At 35.0% G+C, this 20,634-nt stretch carries 16 protein-coding genes; 12 read left to right on the top strand and 4 right to left on the bottom strand.

All coding sequences use genetic code 11. From position 1 onward, the window contains the following. Window positions 1-269: 269 nt before the first annotated feature. The gene (gene ade, locus JM172_RS17205) at window positions 270-2,018 is read right to left on the bottom strand and encodes an adenine deaminase (protein ID WP_214483607.1); all 1,749 of its coding nucleotides are present in this window, start codon (window positions 2,016-2,018) and stop codon (window positions 270-272) included. Window positions 2,019-2,329: 311 nt separating this feature from the next. Between ade and JM172_RS17200 the strand changes: the two genes are divergently transcribed. Both JM172_RS17200 and JM172_RS17195 read left to right on the top strand, forming a co-directional pair. After that, complete coding sequence (locus tag JM172_RS17200; RefSeq protein WP_214483606.1) at window positions 2,330-3,514, top strand: trans-sulfuration enzyme family protein; 1,185 nt, start codon at window positions 2,330-2,332, stop codon at window positions 3,512-3,514. 5 nt (window positions 3,515-3,519) lie between these two features. Then, entirely contained in the window at window positions 3,520-4,944 is a 1,425-nt protein-coding gene (locus tag JM172_RS17195) for a sigma-54 interaction domain-containing protein (RefSeq protein ID WP_214483605.1), read from the top strand. A gap of 160 nt (window positions 4,945-5,104) precedes the next feature. Here JM172_RS17195 and JM172_RS17190 read toward each other — a convergent pair whose 3' ends face one another. Beyond that, window positions 5,105-6,028 (bottom strand): RluA family pseudouridine synthase, encoded by a 924-nt coding sequence (locus tag JM172_RS17190; RefSeq protein ID WP_250886733.1) that lies wholly within the window; start codon window positions 6,026-6,028, stop codon window positions 5,105-5,107. 189 nt (window positions 6,029-6,217) lie between these two features. On the opposite strand from JM172_RS17190, the gene JM172_RS17185 reads away from it, so the two are divergent. Then, complete coding sequence (locus tag JM172_RS17185) at window positions 6,218-6,616, top strand: DUF5365 family protein (RefSeq protein WP_214483603.1); 399 nt, start codon at window positions 6,218-6,220, stop codon at window positions 6,614-6,616. Window positions 6,617-6,995: 379 nt separating this feature from the next. Here the strand turns inward: JM172_RS17185 and JM172_RS17180 are convergent, their stop codons facing one another. Both JM172_RS17180 and JM172_RS17175 read right to left on the bottom strand, forming a co-directional pair. Continuing rightward, window positions 6,996-7,463 (bottom strand): thioredoxin family protein, encoded by a 468-nt coding sequence (locus JM172_RS17180; protein WP_214483602.1) that lies wholly within the window; start codon window positions 7,461-7,463, stop codon window positions 6,996-6,998. Next, on the bottom strand, window positions 7,464-7,895 hold the full coding sequence (locus tag JM172_RS17175) for a disulfide oxidoreductase (RefSeq protein WP_214483601.1): 432 nt from the start codon (window positions 7,893-7,895) through the stop codon (window positions 7,464-7,466). It lies immediately after the preceding gene. A 1,154-nt stretch (window positions 7,896-9,049) separates the two neighbouring features. Here JM172_RS17175 and JM172_RS17170 point away from each other — a divergent pair. From JM172_RS17170 to JM172_RS17130, 9 genes are all read left to right on the top strand, one after another. Then, window positions 9,050-9,349, top strand: coding sequence for a DUF4212 domain-containing protein (locus JM172_RS17170; RefSeq protein ID WP_214483600.1), 300 nt, complete (start codon window positions 9,050-9,052; stop codon window positions 9,347-9,349). Window positions 9,350-9,379: 30 nt separating this feature from the next. Further along, on the top strand, window positions 9,380-11,032 hold the full coding sequence (locus JM172_RS17165) for a sodium:solute symporter family protein (RefSeq protein WP_214483599.1): 1,653 nt from the start codon (window positions 9,380-9,382) through the stop codon (window positions 11,030-11,032). A 261-nt stretch (window positions 11,033-11,293) separates the two neighbouring features. Then, on the top strand, window positions 11,294-12,250 hold the full coding sequence (locus JM172_RS17160; RefSeq protein WP_214483617.1) for an MBL fold metallo-hydrolase: 957 nt from the start codon (window positions 11,294-11,296) through the stop codon (window positions 12,248-12,250). Between the two features lie 78 nt (window positions 12,251-12,328). Next, window positions 12,329-13,867 carry a long-chain-fatty-acid--CoA ligase gene (locus tag JM172_RS17155; RefSeq protein WP_214483598.1) on the top strand — a complete coding sequence of 513 codons (1,539 nt, stop codon included), beginning with the start codon at window positions 12,329-12,331 and terminating at the stop codon, window positions 13,865-13,867. Between the two features lie 533 nt (window positions 13,868-14,400). Further along, entirely contained in the window at window positions 14,401-14,829 is a 429-nt protein-coding gene (locus JM172_RS17150; protein ID WP_214483616.1) for a CBS domain-containing protein, read from the top strand. Between the two features lie 200 nt (window positions 14,830-15,029). Then, entirely contained in the window at window positions 15,030-15,590 is a 561-nt protein-coding gene (locus JM172_RS17145; protein WP_214483597.1) for a glycerol-3-phosphate responsive antiterminator, read from the top strand. 328 nt (window positions 15,591-15,918) lie between these two features. Then, window positions 15,919-16,746, top strand: a complete 828-nt coding sequence (locus JM172_RS17140; protein ID WP_214483596.1) for an MIP/aquaporin family protein — start codon at window positions 15,919-15,921, stop codon at window positions 16,744-16,746. A gap of 318 nt (window positions 16,747-17,064) precedes the next feature. Next, window positions 17,065-18,555: a glycerol kinase GlpK gene (glpK, locus tag JM172_RS17135; RefSeq protein ID WP_214483615.1), complete on the top strand. Its 1,491-nt coding sequence runs from the start codon at window positions 17,065-17,067 to the stop codon at window positions 18,553-18,555. 179 nt (window positions 18,556-18,734) lie between these two features. Further along, window positions 18,735-20,393: a glycerol-3-phosphate dehydrogenase/oxidase gene (locus JM172_RS17130; RefSeq protein ID WP_214483595.1), complete on the top strand. Its 1,659-nt coding sequence runs from the start codon at window positions 18,735-18,737 to the stop codon at window positions 20,391-20,393. Window positions 20,394-20,634: the final 241 nt, after the last annotated feature.

Below are 20,634 nucleotides of genomic sequence, written 5' to 3'. Positions count from 1 at the left end.
TGATATAATTTTTAAACATAAGGACCCTTCTTTCCGATGAAATTTGGTGTGGTAACTTTATTTTATCAGAAGTGGTCCTTATTTTAATTCCAAAATAAACAAAGCCGGTGAAATTTTACTTCTTGTAAAATTTCACCGGCTTTTTCATCTCAGAGGTGGGTTTTGTCCCAGCCTCATTTTTATTTCGTAATCTTTGAGTACATGACATCACGACGTGTAGTTGTATAGTAGGATTTATTGGTCAAAGTTATATCCAAAGATGCTTCTACTTATTTCTCATTCGTAGCTATTTGTATATGTTTGAACGTTTTTACATCAAATAAACCAAGGTCTGTCACCTTTAGCTTAGGGATAACTGGCAAACATAAAAAGGACAATGTTAAAAATGGGTTAAAATGAGTTGGTGCGTTAATTTGCTGTAATGCATCATCTAGCTGTTTTAGCTCCCCATATACACTGTTGAATGATTTTTCGGACATAAGCCCACCGATATTCAATGGTACAGCACTTAGTATTTTTTTATCTTTGACCACAACAAGTCCGCCACCCATATGTGATATTTGATTGATGGCTGTTATCATATCTTCGTCATTTGTACCTGCTACAACAATATTATGTGAATCGTGTGCAACCGTTGCAGCTATGGCACCTGATGATAATTCAAGTCCTTTTACGATGCCTAAGCCAACATTTCCAGTCTTTTTATGTCGTTCGACTACTGCAATTTTTAAGTGATCCTTTTTCGTGCATGGTATAAATTCATTATCCTCCACTAAGACCTCTTCAACAAGATGCTTAGTATGTATACTATTTGGAATAATACCAATTATATTAGCACTAGAACTATTTGACATTGGGATCATTAAATCTTTACTATCGATCTTAGGAATGTTAACTGTATGAATAATACTTTCAGGTAAATGTTGTTCTAGTTTTTTCGTATCTTCTATTACCATTTTACCATCTTGAGCAACAAGCTTCCCAGCTTTGAAAACTTGATGAATAGCTACCTCTTCTAAGTTATCAATTAGTAAGAAGTCGGCTTCATAACCAGGAGCAATGGCGCCTTTATTTTTTAGCCCGAAGCACTCTGCCGCATTTAATGATGCTAATTGGTAAGCAAGTAACGGTTCTAAACCATGCTGAATTGCTAAACGTATATTATGGTTGATACTTCCTTCTTCAATTAATTCATCTAAATGTTTATCATCTGTACAAAATGCAAATCTACGAGCATTATTTGTATTTACAGCTGGAATGACTGAAATCAGGTCTTTTGCACCAGAACCTTCACGAATTAACACGTACATTCCACGTTTAATACGATCTCTAGCTTCTTCAACAGATACACATTCGTGATCAGTTCGTATTCCAGCAGTCATGTATATATTGATAGCTTGCTCATCTAATCCAGCTAAATGACCATCCATTCGATCAGAGTATTTCATCGCTGTCGTTAATTTATCCATCATCGTTTCTTCGCCATTCATAACTGCTGGATAATCCATTACTTCTGCTAAGCCTAAAACTCTTGGGTGCTTGAAGAAGGGTTCTAAATCTTTAGCAGATAACGTTGCACCTGAATTTTCAAATGGCGTCGCTGGAACACATGATGGCAGCATGAAATATATATCCATTGGAACATTTTCTGAATTGTTTAACATAAATGATATGCCATCAGCTCCAGTAACATTAGCTATTTCATGTGGATCTGTGATAACAGTTGTAATCCCATGGGGTAAAACGACTTGAGAGAATTGAACTGGAGTGACCATGGAAGATTCTATATGTACATGGCTATCAATAAAGGACGGAACAATGTACTTCCCTTTTGCGTCAATTTCCTCTTTTCCTGAATACTTGCCAATGCCGACAAAAACACCGTCTGTGATGGCAACATCTGCATTTATTATATCTAAATTAAATAGATCAACTATTTTGCCATTTTTTATAACTAAATCCGCCTCATTTGTTTGATTTGAGGCTGCAATACGTTTTTTTAACTGACTTTTATTCATTGGTGAGCTCCTTCCTGATGCAATGTAGTAATATAAATCACAACAATGAACATATTACTGTAGATAATATTGTGTTTCATTCTACTGATTTATGATTTGTTAGTCAATGGTTTATAATGAGATGGATAAAAGATCATTATCAATCATAAAAATTCATTCTCATTTATGCGAATTATTAATGCTATAAGAACATTTGATACTAATTAAAAGTGGTTATTACATATATCTTTTCTAGATAACATAGGAGTATCCCTCGTTGGCACAAATATTGCAAAAAAGATGTTGTTTTATTATCAAGGGAGGAACTCGAAATGACAGAAATGATATATGATTGGAGTATAAATACTAAATGTATTCATGGTAATAAAGAAAAGAGAAGAAATGGGGTTATAGCGAACTCAGTAACACCAGCTGTGGCATATGCATTTGAAAATACTGAAGAAGCTGCATCGGTTGTTTCAGGAGCAAGGGCTGGGATTTATTATGGAAGATATGGTAATCCTACGACAAATAAATTAGAAGCGCACATCGCTTTATTAGAAAATGGAGAGGCTGCATTAGGTTTATCAAGTGGAATGGCAGCTATTTCTAGCGCCATCCTAGCAAATGTTAAACATGGAGAACATATACTCGTTACAAAACACATATACGGTGGGACGTATAAATTTTTATCTACGCTAGGCCCGCGCTTTGGAATTACATATGATTATGTAGACTGTACTGACTTAACTATGGTAAAACAAGCAATAAGACCTGAAACCAAAGTGCTATTTATTGAAACACCATCTAACCCTTGTCTAACAGTATTAGATATTAACAAGTTATCAACATTAGCACATGAACATGGGCTAACCGTCGTAGTTGATAATACTTTGATGACCCCATTATTACAAAAGCCATTAGAGCTTGGTGCAGACATTGTTATTCATAGTGCCACAAAATACTTAAACGGACATGGTGATGTATTAGCAGGTTTCATAATTAGCAATCGGCAGCAAATTGAATCTATTCGTAAAAATGTGATGGGTGATTTAGGACAGCACTTAAACGCATGGGATTCCTACTTAATTTTACGTGGGTTAAAAACATTACCTATACGCATGAAGCAACATTGTGATAGTGCTCAAGAAATTGCAAACTATTTGGACCAACATCCGTATATTAGTAATGTTTATTTTCCAGGATCAACAACACATCCACAATATCAACTTGTCAAAGAACAAATGAATGGATATGGTGGTATCGTTTCTTTTGAAGTGAAAGGAGGCTTTGAAGAAGCGAAGAAATTTATAGATAGATTGGAGCTTTGTATGATTTCGTTCAGCCTTGGTGATCCAGAAACGCTTGTACAACACCCGGCATCAATGACCCATTTTGCTATCCCTAAACATGAAAGAGCTTCGTTTGGAATTACTGATGGTCTCATTAGATTGTCAACTGGATTAGAAGAAAAACGCGATATACTATTAGATATCGAGCAAGCACTTATGAGGTGAAAATAATGTCATATATATCTAAGATAGAAGAATTCGCCCAATCGTGTGCCGACAATATGGCCGACTTACTAGGGTTGGAAGTTTCTATTATAGATGAGTTAGGAATAAGAGTAAGTGGCACAGGGTTTCATCAAAGTCTTATTGGAAAATCGATACCAGAAGGTTCTTTTTTTGAGCAAATATTACGTACAGGATCGAAGGGAACTATTTTCGATAATCGCAAAGATCATGAACACTGTATAAGCTGTATTTTTCATGAACGGTGTACCGAATTAGCAACTATGGGTTACCCTGTCATGATGAATGATCAACCAATTGGAGTTATAGGATTTATCGGTTTTACGGCAGAACAACGAGATTTAATTGTAACCAACAAAGAAAAACTATATAAATTTATGGGAACTATTAGCACATTACTTGAAAATAAGCTATTACTACTTGAAGTAACAACAAGAAATTGTGAAGTTCATGAAGGATTTCAGCAAGAGAAGAGAGCTTATTCTTTCAACGATATGATAGGGGAAAGTGAACAATTTCACTCTGTCGTTAAGAAGGCAAAAAAAGTAGTCAATAGCCCATCCACTATTCTACTAACTGGGGAAAATGGGACAGGTAAAGAATGTATGGCGAAGGCTGTTCATTATGAGAGTAGCCGAGCTAACCAACCATTTATTACTGTAAATTGTTCGGCTATTCCAGAAACATTAGTTGAGAGTGAATTGTTTGGTTATGATAAAGGCGCTTTTACTGGAGCAAATCGTGGAGGGAAAATTGGTAAATTTGAGGCAGCAAATAATGGGACGATCTTTCTTGACGAGATAGGTGATTTACCACTATCGGTACAGCCCAAATTACTACGAGTGCTACAAGAGAAGCAGGTTGAAAGAGTGGGAGGCACTCGTCAATATTCATTAAATGTCCGAGTCATCGCAGCAACAAACAAAAGCTTGTGGGAAATGGTTACGAAAGAGACTTTTCGTGAAGATTTATATTACAGGATTAATGTCATACCACTTCGTTTACCTTCATTATCAGAAAGGGTTGGAGATATACGATTATTCTTGTCTTATTTTCTAAAAAAATATAGTCATATATTACAAAAAAACGTCCCAAAATTGGATCCTCTTCTAGAGCAGTGGTTTTTACAAAATGAGTGGAAAGGGAATATTCGTCAATTAGAGAATACAGTAGAGTATATGATGAATATGGTAGAATCACCACATACTCTAACCTTTGAAGATCTTCCTTATTATCTACATACTCGTCAAAATAGTAGTAGTTTAGATTCAATGGTTGCTAACTTTGAACGAAATATATTAGCACAGCATCTCCCATTAAATCAAAAGGAGCAAAAGGAGCAGCTTGCAAAAATGCTAAATATTAGCTTATCGACCTTATATCGAAAGCTAGATAAGTATGGACTATCTTAACGTGGCTGTTTTTGCATTGAAAGTTGTAAGAAATAAACATGTACGTTAACTGATAATCACAAGCTAAGGTGCTTCTCTAAAACTTTGCTGTAATTTTACCAAAGTAGAATAGCAAGACGTAGTTTTATATGGTTGTCATCGTTTTAAAGAAGCATAGAGCTTAAGTCAAATAATTAGTTACATCATCAGGAAAAATTGGTGGCTCGTCCAAGAACGGTGCATAGCATTCAATTAATTCACGTGTGAAAGGGTGGTGAAAGGAAATTTTTGCAGCATGTAATGCTTGTCTAGCAGCTTTTGATTTTTTCCCACCATATAAAACGTCGCCAATTAAAGGGTGATCCAAATGACTGAGATGAACGCGTATTTGGTGCGTACGGCCAGTATCTAATTGCAAATATAATAGGGCTGTGTTTTCATTTCGATTATTTGAAATGACCTTGTAATGAGTGATTGCATCTTGACCGTTTTTAGACACCCTTCTCCTCGTTGGATGGTGTCGATCACGCCCGATCGGTGCATCAATACATCCTTGTTTTTTCGTGAGAATACCATGAACAACAGCCAGGTATGTTCTTTTAATTTTGCGCTCTGTTAGCATTTTATCTAACATCACACCAACAAGAGGGTGTTTTGCAAAAAGAACTGCACCTGTTGTATTTCTGTCTAGACGATGGACGTGTTTTGCAGTAGCAGAAATACCGTTTGATAGAAAGTGATAAGAAACAGCATTAGCTAGCGTACCTGTTTGTCCTAGTTCATTGGGGTGTGTGTCCATGCCACTCGGTTTATTAACAATAATGAGATGATCATCTTCATATAAAATTTGTATATCGGCATAATCCGGAATAACTGAATCTTTAACTTCATAAAAAACATGTAATTGAATCCGATCTCCAGCTTGTATTTTTGTATCCCATGATATGGCTTGATTGTTTATTTTTATTCTTCGGTGCATGCGGAAATCATGAGTCAATTTCTTTGGAATATGCCAATGATTTTTAAATAAATGATTGATAGTGAATTGATGCCATTCTATAGGTGCAATGATCTCAAACCATTCTCCTTTACGATTCGCTCTCAATGTATATGTCTCCTTTCTTTGTTGCGTATGTACCATATCTATTTTGTTATTAAGATAGAGTAAAAAATGGTATTTGTTTAATTTTCCTCATTGTTATAATTTACTATAGATGGGGAAACAGTTACCAGCACCATGTACATTAAGTCTATGGTATTCTTATAAAAGAATTGTAAAGATGGGGGTCATCTTGTGAAAGTTGTGTATGCATCTACTCCTGAACAAGAAAAACAGATAGAGGAGTTAATCGCTTATTTTTATTCAGACATTTTTCCAAGTTATTTCACAGATGAGGAAATAACAGAGATGGAAGAAAACAACATATTATCTAAGGTAGAGATGTATAAGCATTATAATGGAACGGTGAAAGAAGCTATTCAAATTATTACAAGCCTTCAAGTAATAATACATATTATAGAAACAATACAATACAAAAATGTTTCTGAGTATCATCGAACAGCTTTTAAAAAAAATATAAGCTTCTTAGAAAAGTATAGTTTATCATTTCCTTTTCAAATTGACAGCTTTTCCTTACCGAAAACAAATATAATTAGTTATTATTGTAAACCTAATAATCAATTTTTAGTTTGAAGATTAAAAACCGCCTTATGTAAGATAGGCGGTTTAAACGTTATAAAAGGTGCTTTTTAAATTACTTATTTACAAATAGAGTTCTTAGCATCTGGCTGTTTTCGCATTGATAATTTTTTGTACTAAGATTTAAACATCTACACAACTAGAGTTCGACGCATCTGCTCTTTTCTATAAACGATGACCAAAGTATAAAACCTCATGTTTCAGTTCAAATTTGATAACACGAAAAGAGCCTTTGTTTGACATTAAACCATAGCAATCAAATAATCCACTCTTCTAACTGCCACATTTTAAACTACAATAGTAGTAATATGTGGTTATCAAAATAATCTAAATTAGGAAATCAATGTAGGGATAAACCTAGAAAGCAATTAGGTTATTTTGCCCACTCCTTAAACCAACTTTCAAATTTCTCTGCCCCAACTGCTCCATTTAAACGACTGACTTCTTTACCATCTTGATATTGAACAATTGTAGGCGTGCTCTCAATGTTATATTCATCCCATCCTTCATTAAACTCTAGTAAATTATACAATTTTAAGTCAATTCCCATCTCTTCTGCCATGGGAACGATGATGGGTGATGTTTCTTTACATGCCGGACATGTGGACTGATAGAAATAGATCGTGGCTGGTTCATTGTTAGCCAGTTTGTCATCAAGTTCGTTAGGTAAAATAACATTTTGGTAATTTGGATCATCTAATTGATTTACTGTTTCAGGGTGGAGTGATGTTTTGTTAAATGGGTTTCCAGCAGCCTCTTGTTGTTGCTGATATTTGGTAACGAATACTAATGCAGCGAATAAACCTAATACGATTAACGTAAAAATGATCACTTTCTTCATTTAGTCCAGCTCCTTATATGTTTTCATTGTTATTAAGCTAAAAACGGATATTAATACAAATGCAATTAGTGCAAGGAAAGGAATGGTAATAAAGCCCATCCAATTAATATATTCGACATTACATGGTATCATGCCACATGATAATGAATGTTCACCCATGAAAGAGATCTTTTGAATGGATAAATGGTAAATAGAAATCAATCCCCCTATAGTAGATAGGACAAATGAATATAGTGAGATAGAATAATCTTTTTTTACCAATGCAATTCCAAGGATGATAACGAGTGGATACATCAGTATACGTTGATACCAGCATAATTCACACGGTATGAACATCATAACCTCAGAGAAAAATAAACTACCTAATGTAGCAATTAATGATACTGCCCACGAAATAAACAGATAATTATTTAGGTTATTTTGGTTATTCATAAAGTCTCCTAACGATTATGTATTGTAAGAACATCTCTTTTCTAACCTTTGTAGCTGTTTTATTACTCGGGTGGATCTTAAAACGTATAGATATATCGTTCTTGGTAGCTTTTCTTCAGTACAACGATGACTACCTGTATAAAACCACTTATATGGTACTAATTTGTAGCAACAAAGTCTAGGGAAAGTGCCTTTTTAGAAGTGAATGTGGCATGAACATTAAAGAGTGGATGAACGCGTTCACTTAGTGATTAAATGATTTCATAAACAATCCCTCTATATTATTATCGTCATTACCTAAGAGTTATCAAACATGTAGCCTATTATCTATTACTTGGGATTATCCAATTAATAATTGTTTCATACATATATGCTTTTGTCTCTAGGCTCTTTTCGTAAACTTGTTACGATCGTTCCTAACTAGAAGATAAAGATGTCGTTTTACTAAAAAGCCTTTGTAATATAGCAGAAAAGATGCCACGAAAATCTAATTGTATTCATGTTTCTTTATAAGTACGAAAAACAACAATCTATGCGAAAACAGCTTTCCCTCTATTATAGCATGTAGAAATTTATCCCTCACAAAAGGACAGAAATAAAATAATGTCGAAATAATACGAAAGGTTTTCAGCTTGTACATATTGACGTTGTCAAGTACAGAAAAGATAATTTAATTATTAGGAATATTCTATATTTTTACTCTATTAATCTCGTTGTATAAAGGGTCTTTTTCGGATTTGGGCTTAAAAAAGCTTCCAAATAAAGTCGGTAAACAATGATAATCATTTAATTGACCATTTAGCTATGCTACATAAGCTGGAATAGTAACAAAGTTTACAGAAAAGGAAAAAGGGTGGTTGCATGAATTATAGTTTTGTTATGTTCTGCATCATTACAGTAATCTGTCTGTACATAGCTGTCCGAAAGAAAAAGAGATTGTTTTATTTCTTGCCTTTCGTTGCTATATTTATGTACTTTTTACTTGAAATAGCGCTTGTTCCTGCACCGTTTTTTGAAACTGTTAAGTTTATTTTTAGCCTTAAATAAGAGGGATGGTGATAGCTGATAAAAATGAGTAGCTTAATTATGAATTTGACCAACAGTTGCTTGTTAATATTACGAATAAAAAATGCAATATAGGGATGGTGTAGCAAGTGAAAAAGCTGGATAAACAAATTGCAGATTCGTATTTTCGGAAACATACCCGTAATGTTGTTATCTATTTAGTTATTTGGTTAATGGTCTCTTTTGGTGTTGTTTTTTTTGCAGAGATTTTACAATTCAATATAAATGGGTTCCCATTTCACTATTTTATGGGGGCTCAGGGAGCAATTTTGATTTTTATTTTACTCCTATTCATCAATGCTAGAGTAAGTGACAAGTTAGATGAGAAATATGGATTTAGTACAACAACACAGCAACTAGATGAGAGTATGAAGTCGCAAAAATTTTAATGGCAATTAATAGTGGAAGGAGATTTTTAAATGGATACACAGTTTATAGTCTCGTTATCTCTTATCCTTGCTTCGTTTGCAATATATATTGGTATAGCATTATACAATAAAGCGAAAGTCACTTCGGACTTTTATGTTGCTGGTCGTGGTGTTCCATCTGTTTTTAATGGTATGGCAATTGGTGCTGATTGGATGAGCGCTGCTTCTTTTATCGGTTTAGCAGGAACGGTTATGCTACTAGGATACGACGGCCTTGCCTATATCATGGGGTGGACAGGTGGATACTTACTTCTGACATTTTTACTTGCGCCACAGCTTCGTAAATACGGTAGATATACAGTTCCAGAATTTATTGGCGATCGATTTAATAGTCATACAGCACGAATCATTGCGGCTATATGCACAATCATTATTAGCTTTACTTATTCAATTGGACAGCTTTCGGGATCTGGTGTAGTCATAGGAAGACTTTTTGAAGTTGATGCAAAATTTGGAACGATGATAGGGGTAATCTTAATTGCTTTTTATGCAGGTTTCGGAGGAATGAAAGGGGTTACATGGACGCAGGTTGCACAATATATTATTTTAATTACTGCATACTTAGTACCTGTGATTTTTATGTCACTACAAATTACAAATAATCCACTTCCATGGCTTTCTTATGGAAATGTCGTATCACAGTTAGGGGAAATAGATAGAGAGCTTGGGATTTCTGAGTATTTTGCACCATTTACAAATGGATCAAAATGGCAATTTTTAGCATTGATGTTTACTTTAATGGCTGGAACAGCAGGCTTGCCACATGTTATCGTGCGTTTTTATACAGTATCAACGATGAAAGCAGCCCGTTGGTCAGGTGCTTGGGCATTGTTGTTTATCGGTTTATTATATTTGACAGCCCCAGCATATGCTGCATTTTCACGGTTTATTCTTATGAAAAATGTGGTTGGTAACCCAGTTGATTCTCTCCCAGCTTGGACGACTAGCTGGGTTAATACTGGGAAATTATCAATAGCAGATACAAATGCAGATGGTATTTTACAATGGCCGGAGTTATTAATTAATAAAGATATTGTGGTTATGGCTACACCTGAGATAGCAAACCTAGGTGTGTTTGTTATAGGCCTTGTTGCTGCAGGAGCGATGGCTGCTGCATTATCAACAGCAGGGGGACTAATGATTGCAATTTCATCATCGTTTGCTCATGACATATATTATCGGGTTCTTAATCCAAATGCTACAGACAAAACAAGGTTAAAAGTAGCACGTTGGACGATTATTATTGCAACAGTAGTAGCAGGTATTACTGCGCTTGATCCGCCAGGGGCAATTACTCAGATCGTTGCATGGGCTTTTGCAATTGCTTCAGGTACTTTTTTTCCAGCATTAGTATTAGGTGTTTGGTGGAAACGAGCAAATGCAAAAGGTGTGACATGGGGCATGGTTGTTGGCTTAGTTGTTACATTAGGATATATATTTGCAGCAAAATATGGCGATTTTTCTATTGCAGGAATTATTGATACAGGAGCTGGTATATTTGGTGCGGTAGCTGCATTGTTAACAAATATTATCGTATCATTAGTCACAAAAGCACCTTCCCAACAACTACAAGAAGAAGTGATTAATCTTCGTTATCCAGAAGGGGTTGTTTATAAAGGTGGAGATGTGTGGATACAAGATTAATTCAGCAAGCCTCCTTATATAAATAGTAATATTAGAATATTTAGTTAATAAATTCAAGACATCATAATATGTATTTAATAGGGGACAATCTCATCCCCTTTTTCGTGTATTTATGAACAAAAGTAAATGAGAGCATTTACACAACGAATGGTCGTAGCACCTTCTTTCAAATGATAAGTACCCTATAAAATCTTGGCTTGCTGCGCTAACTAATTAACATAATTATTAAAGTTTCAAAAGAGCATTGTGTAGGGAGGAGGGATAAATATTTTTAAGGTCATTCCATTATCTATAGAGACGCCATTTACAGTAGGGAACGTTAATGCATATGTTGTCATCGGTGAATCTGTGACACTTATCGATACAGGACTTCCAGGAAAAAAATCACTTGAAAAGCTAAGATATTTACTAAAGCAGGAGGGACTTACTTTCAAAGAACTAGATGAAATTGTTGTTACTCATATGCATACAGATCATGCTGGAGGCGTAAAAGATATACAAGAAGAAATCGACATACCCACATATGTTCACGAAGGAGCAAAACATATATTATCTGGCGGAATAGATGAATTTAATAGAACTAGGTACTTTTTAAATTCATTTATAAAGGAATGTGGTGCAGACCCTGAAAGCCATCAATCCAAACACCGTTATCATAATATGAATTGGCAACAAGTTAAATATGTAAGTAATGAAGATCATATATTTGTAGGTGGAAGAAAATTTTCAGTTCTTTTTGTACCAGGGCATAGTCAAACAGATATGATTTTATGGGAACCTGAGACGGGTCTTACATTTGCCGGAGATCATCTATTAAAAGACATTTCTGTTAACGCATTTATTGAACCATCTATACCATTTGAACAAGAGCGACCTAAACCACTTATACAATATCGAGAGTCATTAATGAAAACAAGGGCATTACCATTAACAACGATATACCCTGGTCATGGCAGACCATTTTCAGACCACGTTTCAATCATTGATCAAAGATTAAATGATCATAATTATCGTTGTGACCAAATAAGAAAAGTTTTAAGAACAAGTGACAAAACGGTCTATCAAATTTGTATTGAAGTTTTCCCTAGATTAAAAGGAAAATTAGTGTTTCTTGGACTATCTCAAATTCAAGGTCATTTAGATTTGATGGAAAGTAGAAATGAAGTACATGTGAATAAATCAAGTGAAGGTATTAATGTTTATAGGCTTTATGAATAGTGCTATTTCGTCTAGTGTTATAAAGGTCTATGAATACATGGGTTGTTGTTTTTAAGATTATAAAGAGGAGATGAGTTCATGATATTAAGTGATTTGCTTGATAAAAATATCGAAACTTTTGCTGAATATCCTTTTATTTATTTTAAAGATAAGAAGTATTCTAACTTAGACATTAAAAACTATTCAAACAAGATTGCACATGGGTTAAAAAAACTTGGGGTAGCTAAAGGTGATCGTGTTGTTGTCTGTATGCCCAATTGTCCTGAGGTTATTTTTTCGTATCAAGGCATTATAAGGGCAGGCGCAATTATTGTGCCTATTATGTTCACCTTACATGATAAAGAAATTCATTACATTATTAAAGACTGTCAAGCGAAGGTAGTCATTACTTCATCACTATCTTTAGAAAAGGTAGAATCAGCGCTAGACAATTTGGAACAAAAACCTGTTGTACTGGTTGTTGACCAGCCAACTGATGAAAACATTTTTCATTTATATGATACAGATATCACAGAAAATGAACTTTATGTAGAAAGTGATCTAAAGCTAAATGCAGAGGATACTGCTGTTATTTTATATACGTCAGGAACAACTGGAAAACCGAAAGGTGTGATGTTGACTCATAAAAACTTATATTCAAACGCTGAAAATACTTTTCTTCATAATGAAACAAAAAGAGGAGTAACCCTCGGTATCCTTCCTCTTGCACATGTATATGGCTTAACTATTTCTAATACTTGTTTTCTAACTGGGAGCTCAGCTGTTGTATTTAATCACTTTGATCCAAAAGCTGTTTTTGAAGCAATTGAGAAATATAAAGTGACTAATTTTTCTGCAGTGCCAGCTATGATTTTTGCATTACTTTCTTATCCTCATTCTAACAAATTTCAATTAGGTAGTCTCGAATGGGTTGCTTCTGGGTCAGCACCTCTTCCAGTTGCGTTATTACATGCGTTTAAACAAAAATTTGGTGCAGATATTTTAGAAGGGTACGGGTTGTCAGAAGCTGCACCTGTTGTTGCTGCTCACCAAAGAGATTCAGTTATTAAACCAGGTTCAGTTGGTATCCCGATACCAGGTGTTGAAGTCAAGATTGTTAATAATGATGAAAGTGAGTTAGCTACCGGTCAAGTTGGGGAATTAATTGTTCGAGGTGATAATATCACACCCGGGTATTATCAAAATGAAATAGAAACAAAGCAGGTGTTAAAAGGTTCTTGGTTGTATACGGGTGATATGGCATATATGGATACAGATGGTTATTTATTTATTGTTGACCGAAAAAAAGATTTGATTATTCGGGGGGGATTTAATATATATCCTCGTGATGTAGAAGAATTACTTGCAAAACATGAAGCGGTTGCTGAATCTTCAGTTGTGGGTATCCCTAATGATCAAATGGGTGAGGAAGTGGTCGCCTATGTTGTTAAAAAGGATAAACAAGCGATAACCGAAGAAGAGCTAATACAATATTGTCAAAGCCATTTATCTAAAAATAAAACACCTAGGAAAATTATATTCATTGATCAACTTCCGCGAAACGGAGTAGGAAAAATATTAAAAACCCACCTTCGTAAGTTAGCTGAAAATATTAAATTATCACCATTAAAAGAATGAAGAAAAGCTGCCTCTAATGAAGTACTTCTAGCACTTATTCGTATCGACAAATTTCTCAGGAAATAATTGACCTGACTGTGATTCATGTTGCCAAATTAAAGTCCGCTCCAACAGTATTAAAGCAATTGAGAATTTCTGTTAATGAGGCATTATATATTATTTTACTCATTAGTGAAAACAGCAGAGCTGAAACGGGAAAGACTATCCTTTAAGGAGTATAGCCATTTGAACTAATTGGTTATAGTGCACCTTCACGAAAAATAAAGGATTTAGAATATTATGCCCAAATTTCTGACTAGAATGTATATACGACATTCTTGAGTAATAGATGCGTTTACAACAGCTTATTTGTTTGTTGAACTTTTAAATCCACTTAAGCAAAAGGGTAGTATACTTGGAGGGATATACTATTATTTAACTAATTAGCTCATGTAATATCACTAATAATTAGAGTTTTTATTATGTAATTTTGATATGTATATGTATGCTAAGTTAGGTAAAAATACTTTTTGAAAGGGGTGGATACAATGACAATGAACATGCTCCGCAATATTATGACGGAAAATGTTGCAACTGTCTCATCAAATCAAACCATTCAAGAAGCAGCTGAAATTATGAAACAAAATAATGTAGGGTCAATTCCAGTAGTAGATAACGGACAAATTTGTGGCATCATTACTGACAGAGATATTACATTACGCTCAACAGCAGAAGGATTAAATAATTCAACTTCGGTATCACAAGTGATGTCAACGAATCTTGTCTCAGGTACACCCGAAATGACCGTTGAAGAGGCAGCAGATGTAATGGCACAAAATCAAATTCGCCGCTTACCAGTCGTGGAAAACAATCAATTGTGTGGTATTGTTGCATTAGGCGACTTAGCCACAAATGAATCGTTTGATAATGAAGCAGAAGAAGCACTTTCAAGTATTTCAGAGCCTTCAAATACCCAACAGTAATAAACCAAGGGGATGAAGTAAAGCCCAAACTTACGTCAATAACATCTTGAGTAAGATGAAATTGTGTAAGATTTGACGGCTTTTGCTTCATCCCTTTGCTATATGATGAATGCTCCTCTAATTGACTTTACAAGTAATTGAGTTGTAGGATAATAGTATTCTATTATTTATTATTTTCCGTTTTTTTAGGAGGTAAAAATATGTTTCATGGGCAAAAAATTATACCTGCAATTCGCGATATGAAGCATTTAGAGAAGTTCGTTCGTAGCGATTATGAATATGGAGTTATACTTGAAAGTCATGTTGCACAGCTCAATGCTATTGTGAAAATGACAAAACAAGAGGGTAAGAAATTATTTCTTCATGTGGACTTAGTCAATGGCTTAAAGAATGATGAATTTGCAACAGAATTTCTTTGCCAAGAAATTAAACCGGCAGGACTCATCTCTACGAGAGCAAATGTTATTAGTAAAGCAAAAAAACGGGGTATATATGCCATTCAACGACTATTTCTATTAGATTCTGGATCATTAAAAAAGAGTTACAGTATTATAGAAAAAACGAACCCAGATTTTATAGAAGTGTTACCTGGTGTGGTACCCAACCTGATAACAGAAATACATAACAAAACGGGTGTTCCAATATTTGCTGGTGGAATGATTCGTACACATGAGGATGTAGAGCAGGCTATAAAGGCTGGAGCAAGTGCAGTGACAACTTCAAATAAATTGTTGTGGGATTTAGAGTATACAGAAAATTAAAATATTATATTGACAGCGCTTTCTATTTATATTAGTATTTGAATTAAGTTAATAGATGTGGCGGAGACTTGGAGAATCACAGCATCCCCTTTTATTTTTTATAAAAGGGGTATGTTGTGATTTTTTTGTTAGTAAAAATACAAATATTTCTATATTTTATATTTTAGAACCAGTCTTGACATATTAGTTGATGAGTTAACGTATTTTTTACTAGTAAAAAGATGATGGAATTTTAACAGATTTATTTACTTTTCCATGTCATACCTCGTTCTCCATGTTCTTTCGCTGCAATAAAGTATGAAATTAATGATGGGAAAGGGGATGCTGTATGACACCATTTATCGGGGAGTTAATTGGTACAATGATGTTAATTATTTTTGGAGGGGGAGTTTGTGCTGGGGTTACTTTAAAGAGATCAGGAGCTCATAATAGTGGCTGGATTGTTATTACTTTAGGGTGGGGATTAGCAGTTGCTATGGCAGTATATGCTGTTGGTTCATTTAGTGGAGCCCATGTTAATCCTGCAGTGACACTAAGTCTAGCCATTATAGGTGAATTCCCTTGGAGTGATGTACCTAGTTATATTACTGCACAAATGCTTGGCGCATTTTTAGGAGCAGCAATTGTTTTCTTTCATTACTTACCACACTGGAAAGAAACTGCTGATCCCGCAGCTAAATTGGGAGTATTTTCAACAGCGCCGTTTATTCGAAGTACAACAGCAAATATCGTAAGTGAAATGATTGGAACCTTTGTACTCGTTCTTGGGTTATTATCAATAGGTGCAAATGAATTTACTGAAGGATTAAACCCACTTATTGTAGGCTTTTTAATTGTTGCAATTGGCTTGTCTCTTGGAGGTACTACAGGGTATGCGATTAATCCTGCTCGTGATTTAGGTCCTCGTCTAGCACATTTTCTTTTACCGATTCCAGGAAAAGGTAAATCGGATTGGGCTTATGCTTGGATTCCTGTGATAGGCCCAATCGTTGGAGGTATGTATGGTGGCCTATTTTATAAAGCTATTTTTGAACAAACTGTCACAAGGAATTTTTGGATTTTTACAGTATTAGTGACACTGATATTATTCATTTCTTTACTGGTTGAACAAAAGGAAAAGCACCATGTAGCTTCTGCAAAACAAACTACGGTGTAAGCTTTTCGTGATAAGATCTTAAGAAGTAACTTATAACAGTGTCATCGTATTTATTGAAGAAAAATGCCACGTTCTAGTTGTGTACATGTAATTTCATCCTATGAAAAAAAAGCAACGCGCTACTTGTTACTTTTTCTTAATGAGAGCTAAGTACGAATATAACTAACCTACTGAGCATCTTTTTTTCTCTATAAACTAGATAAAAATCATATTATACACACCGTTACTTAAATGTAAGTTGAGAAAGCAACAATGTTTACGAAAAGAGCCATAAGAAAGCACGCTATAGAAGAAATAGCTGAAAAGGGGAGAACAGTAATGGGACAATATATTTTATCTTTAGATCAAGGAACAACGAGCTCAAGAGCAATACTTTTTGACAAATCAGGCCAAATCGTACATGTTGCTCAAAAAGAGTTCACACAACACTTTCCACATCCTGGTTGGGTAGAACATGATGCTAATGAGATTTGGGGGTCAATATTAGCTGTTATAGCGAGTGTTTTATCGGAATCACAAGTTAAACCAGTGCAAGTGATAGGAATCGGTATTACTAATCAACGAGAAACGACGGTCGTCTGGGATAAAGAATCTGGCAATCCGGTTTATAACGCTCTTGTATGGCAGTCACGCCAAACAGCACATATTTGTGAAGAGCTTAAAGATAAAGGGTATGATCAGAAGTTTCGTGACAAAACTGGTTTATTAATTGATGCATATTTCTCAGGAACAAAAGTAAAGTGGATTCTAGACAATGTTGAAGGCGCAAGAAAAAAAGCCGAAGGTGGGAAGTTATTATTTGGAACGATTGACTCTTGGATTATTTGGAAGCTATCAGGCGGAAAAACACATGTTACAGACTATTCGAATGCATCTAGGACTTTGATGTTCAATATACATGATTTGAAATGGGATGAAGAATTATTAGAAATATTAACTATTCCAGCTTCTATGCTACCAGAAGTTCGCTCATCTTCTGAGGTGTATGCACATACCGCAGATTATCATTTTTTCGGACATGAAGTTCCGATAGCTGGTGCAGCGGGAGATCAGCAAGCTGCTTTGTTCGGTCAAGCGTGTTATGAAGAAGGTATGGCTAAAAACACATATGGTACTGGGTGTTTTATGTTAATGAATACTGGCGAGCAAGCAGTGAAGTCAGAACATGGATTATTAACTACAATTGCTTGGGGATTAAATGGTAAAGTAGAATATGCATTAGAAGGCAGTATTTTTGTTGCAGGATCAGCCATTCAATGGCTCCGAGATGGTCTTAGAATGTTCAATGATGCTGCTGAGAGTGAAAGGTATGCACAACGTGTAAAATCAACTGATGGTGTATACGTTGTTCCAGCCTTCGTCGGCTTAGGAACACCTTATTGGGATAGTGATGTGCGTGGTGCTGTGTTTGGATTAACGCGAGGCACAGAAAAAGAGCATTTTGTTCGTGCTACGCTTGAATCGTTAGCATATCAGACGAAGGATGTGCTAACTGCAATGGAATCTGATGCTAATATTTCATTAAAAACGTTACGGGTTGATGGTGGGGCTGTTAAAAATGATTTCCTAATGCAGTTCCAAAGTGATATGCTAGATGTACCTGTTGAGCGTCCAATAATTAATGAGACAACTGCATTAGGTGCAGCTTATCTTGCTGGTCTTGCTGTTGGATTTTGGGAAAGTCAAGATGAAATTGCAAAGCAATGGAATATTGATACAACGTTTGACAATACAATGGATGAACAACAACGAAATAGCTTGTATGACGGCTGGAAAAAAGCAGTAAACGCAACAATGGCTTTTAAATAGACTATGTAAATTACATGATAAGTTAATATTATGGTCGGAGAAACGGAGAAACCACAAAATCTTGTATTCATATTATGTGTACGAGAATTTTGTGGTTTCTTTTTTATTTGTATTTATATTTACGTATATAAGCTGTTAGGAAAAAGGACATAATTTCTAATTTATTTGGAGGGAAAAAGATGGAAAAACCCTTTTCAAGCATGAATAGAGTAGACATTCTTAAACGGGTTGCTAGTGCAGAAAACGATCTAATCATAATTGGTGGAGGTATTACAGGAGCTGGTATTGCATTAGATGCTGCTACTAGAGGAATGAAAACTGTGGTCCTAGAAATGCAAGATTTTGCGGCAGGTACATCAAGTCGATCTACTAAACTTGTTCACGGAGGATTACGTTATTTAAAACAGTTTGAAGTAAAGATGGTTTCAGAGGTTGGTAAAGAACGAGAAATTGTATATGAAAATGGACCGCATGTTACAACACCACAATGGATGTTGCTCCCTTTTTATAAAGGAGGGACGTTTGGTCCGCTTAGTACGTCATTTGGTCTTAGAATATATGATTTTTTAGCAGGTGTTAAAAAAAATGAACGTCGCATTATGTTGGATAAAACTGGAACGTTAAATAGAGAACCGTTATTAAAAAAAGCTGGGTTAAAAGGAAGTGGTTATTATGTTGAGTATCGCACGGATGATGCACGGCTAACTATTGAGGTTATGAAAGAGGCTGTTAGACAAGGTGCAAGTGCTGTAAACTATGCTAAGGTTGAGAAGTTCGTCTATGAGAAAGGGAAAATGGTTGGTGTTGAAGCAGTAGATCAAATTACAGGGGAGATGTATTTAATCTCAGCAAAACAAATTGTAAATGCGACAGGTCCTTGGGTAGATTCAATACGTGAAAAAGATCTTACTGAAAATAAAAAGTCATTACAACTAACAAAGGGTGTACACTTAGTAATTGATGGAAAAAGATTCCCTTTACGCCAAGCCATTTATTTTGATACGGAAGATAAGCGCATGGTTTTTGCAATACCAAGAGAAGGAAAGACATATATAGGTACAACAGATACTAAATACAGTGATGATATCTCCCATCCAAAAGTGACAGCTTCCGATCGTCAATATGTGATTGATGCAATTAATTATATGTTCCCGGAAGTTAAAATAACGGATCAAGATGTTGAATCTAGCTGGGCAGGTTTGCGTCCATTAATATATGAAGATGGAAAAGATCCATCTGAAATTTCACGTAAAGACGAAATATGGCAATCTAGTACTGGTCTTATTACGATTGCAGGCGGAAAATTAACGGGTTATAGAAAAATGGCAGAAACCGTAGTGGATTTAGTCGCTAGATTATTAGAACAAACACAAGGTTTAACCTATTCTCCTTGTAATACGCAAGATTTGCCTATTTCAGGGGGGCATGTTGGAGGGTCGCGGAATTTTCAAAAATTCATCCAACAAAAGATTGATAAAGGTATTAAGTTAGGGGTACCTAGAGAACTAGCGGACTTCTTTGTTCATCGCTATGGATCTAATGTAGATCAAATTTTTTTCTATTATATTCGTTACGCTAAACAGAGAACAAAAAATGATAAGCTATTAGAAGATATTTATGCGCAAATTTTGTATAGCATGGAAGAGGAAATGGCAGTGACCCCAGTAGATTTCTTTATGCGCAGAACAGGAGCACTTCTATTTAATATTGATTGGGTAGAAAAATGGAAGGAACCTGTTATCAGGCTGATGTCGACTATATTAGTGTGGGATACTGAACAGGAAGCTATATATCAACAGGAAATTGATGAACTAATAAAAGAAGTAAAAATGTCTTAAACAAAGGCTTTCATGTTATTCGAGAGTGAGTAGAGAGTGTTCTACTCATTATTTTTTTAAAAAAACGTTCGATATTGAAAACAGTATTGTTCTTTATAAAAAAAGAAAAATTGAGATATTATGCGAATTAAAGAGGTAATGGGAGTTATTTGTTCGTTATAACGGAAAAACTATGAAAAACGATGGTTTTCAATCATAAGTATATCTATTATACTTTAAACATGAATTCGTTAAAGCGAAC

The organism is Bacillus sp. SM2101, assembly GCF_018588585.1.
Lineage (GTDB): Bacteria > Bacillota > Bacilli > Bacillales > SM2101 > Nanhaiella > Nanhaiella sioensis.
The sequence above is the reverse complement of the archived record's forward strand: the minus strand, read 5'-3'. Positions and strand labels throughout refer to the sequence as shown.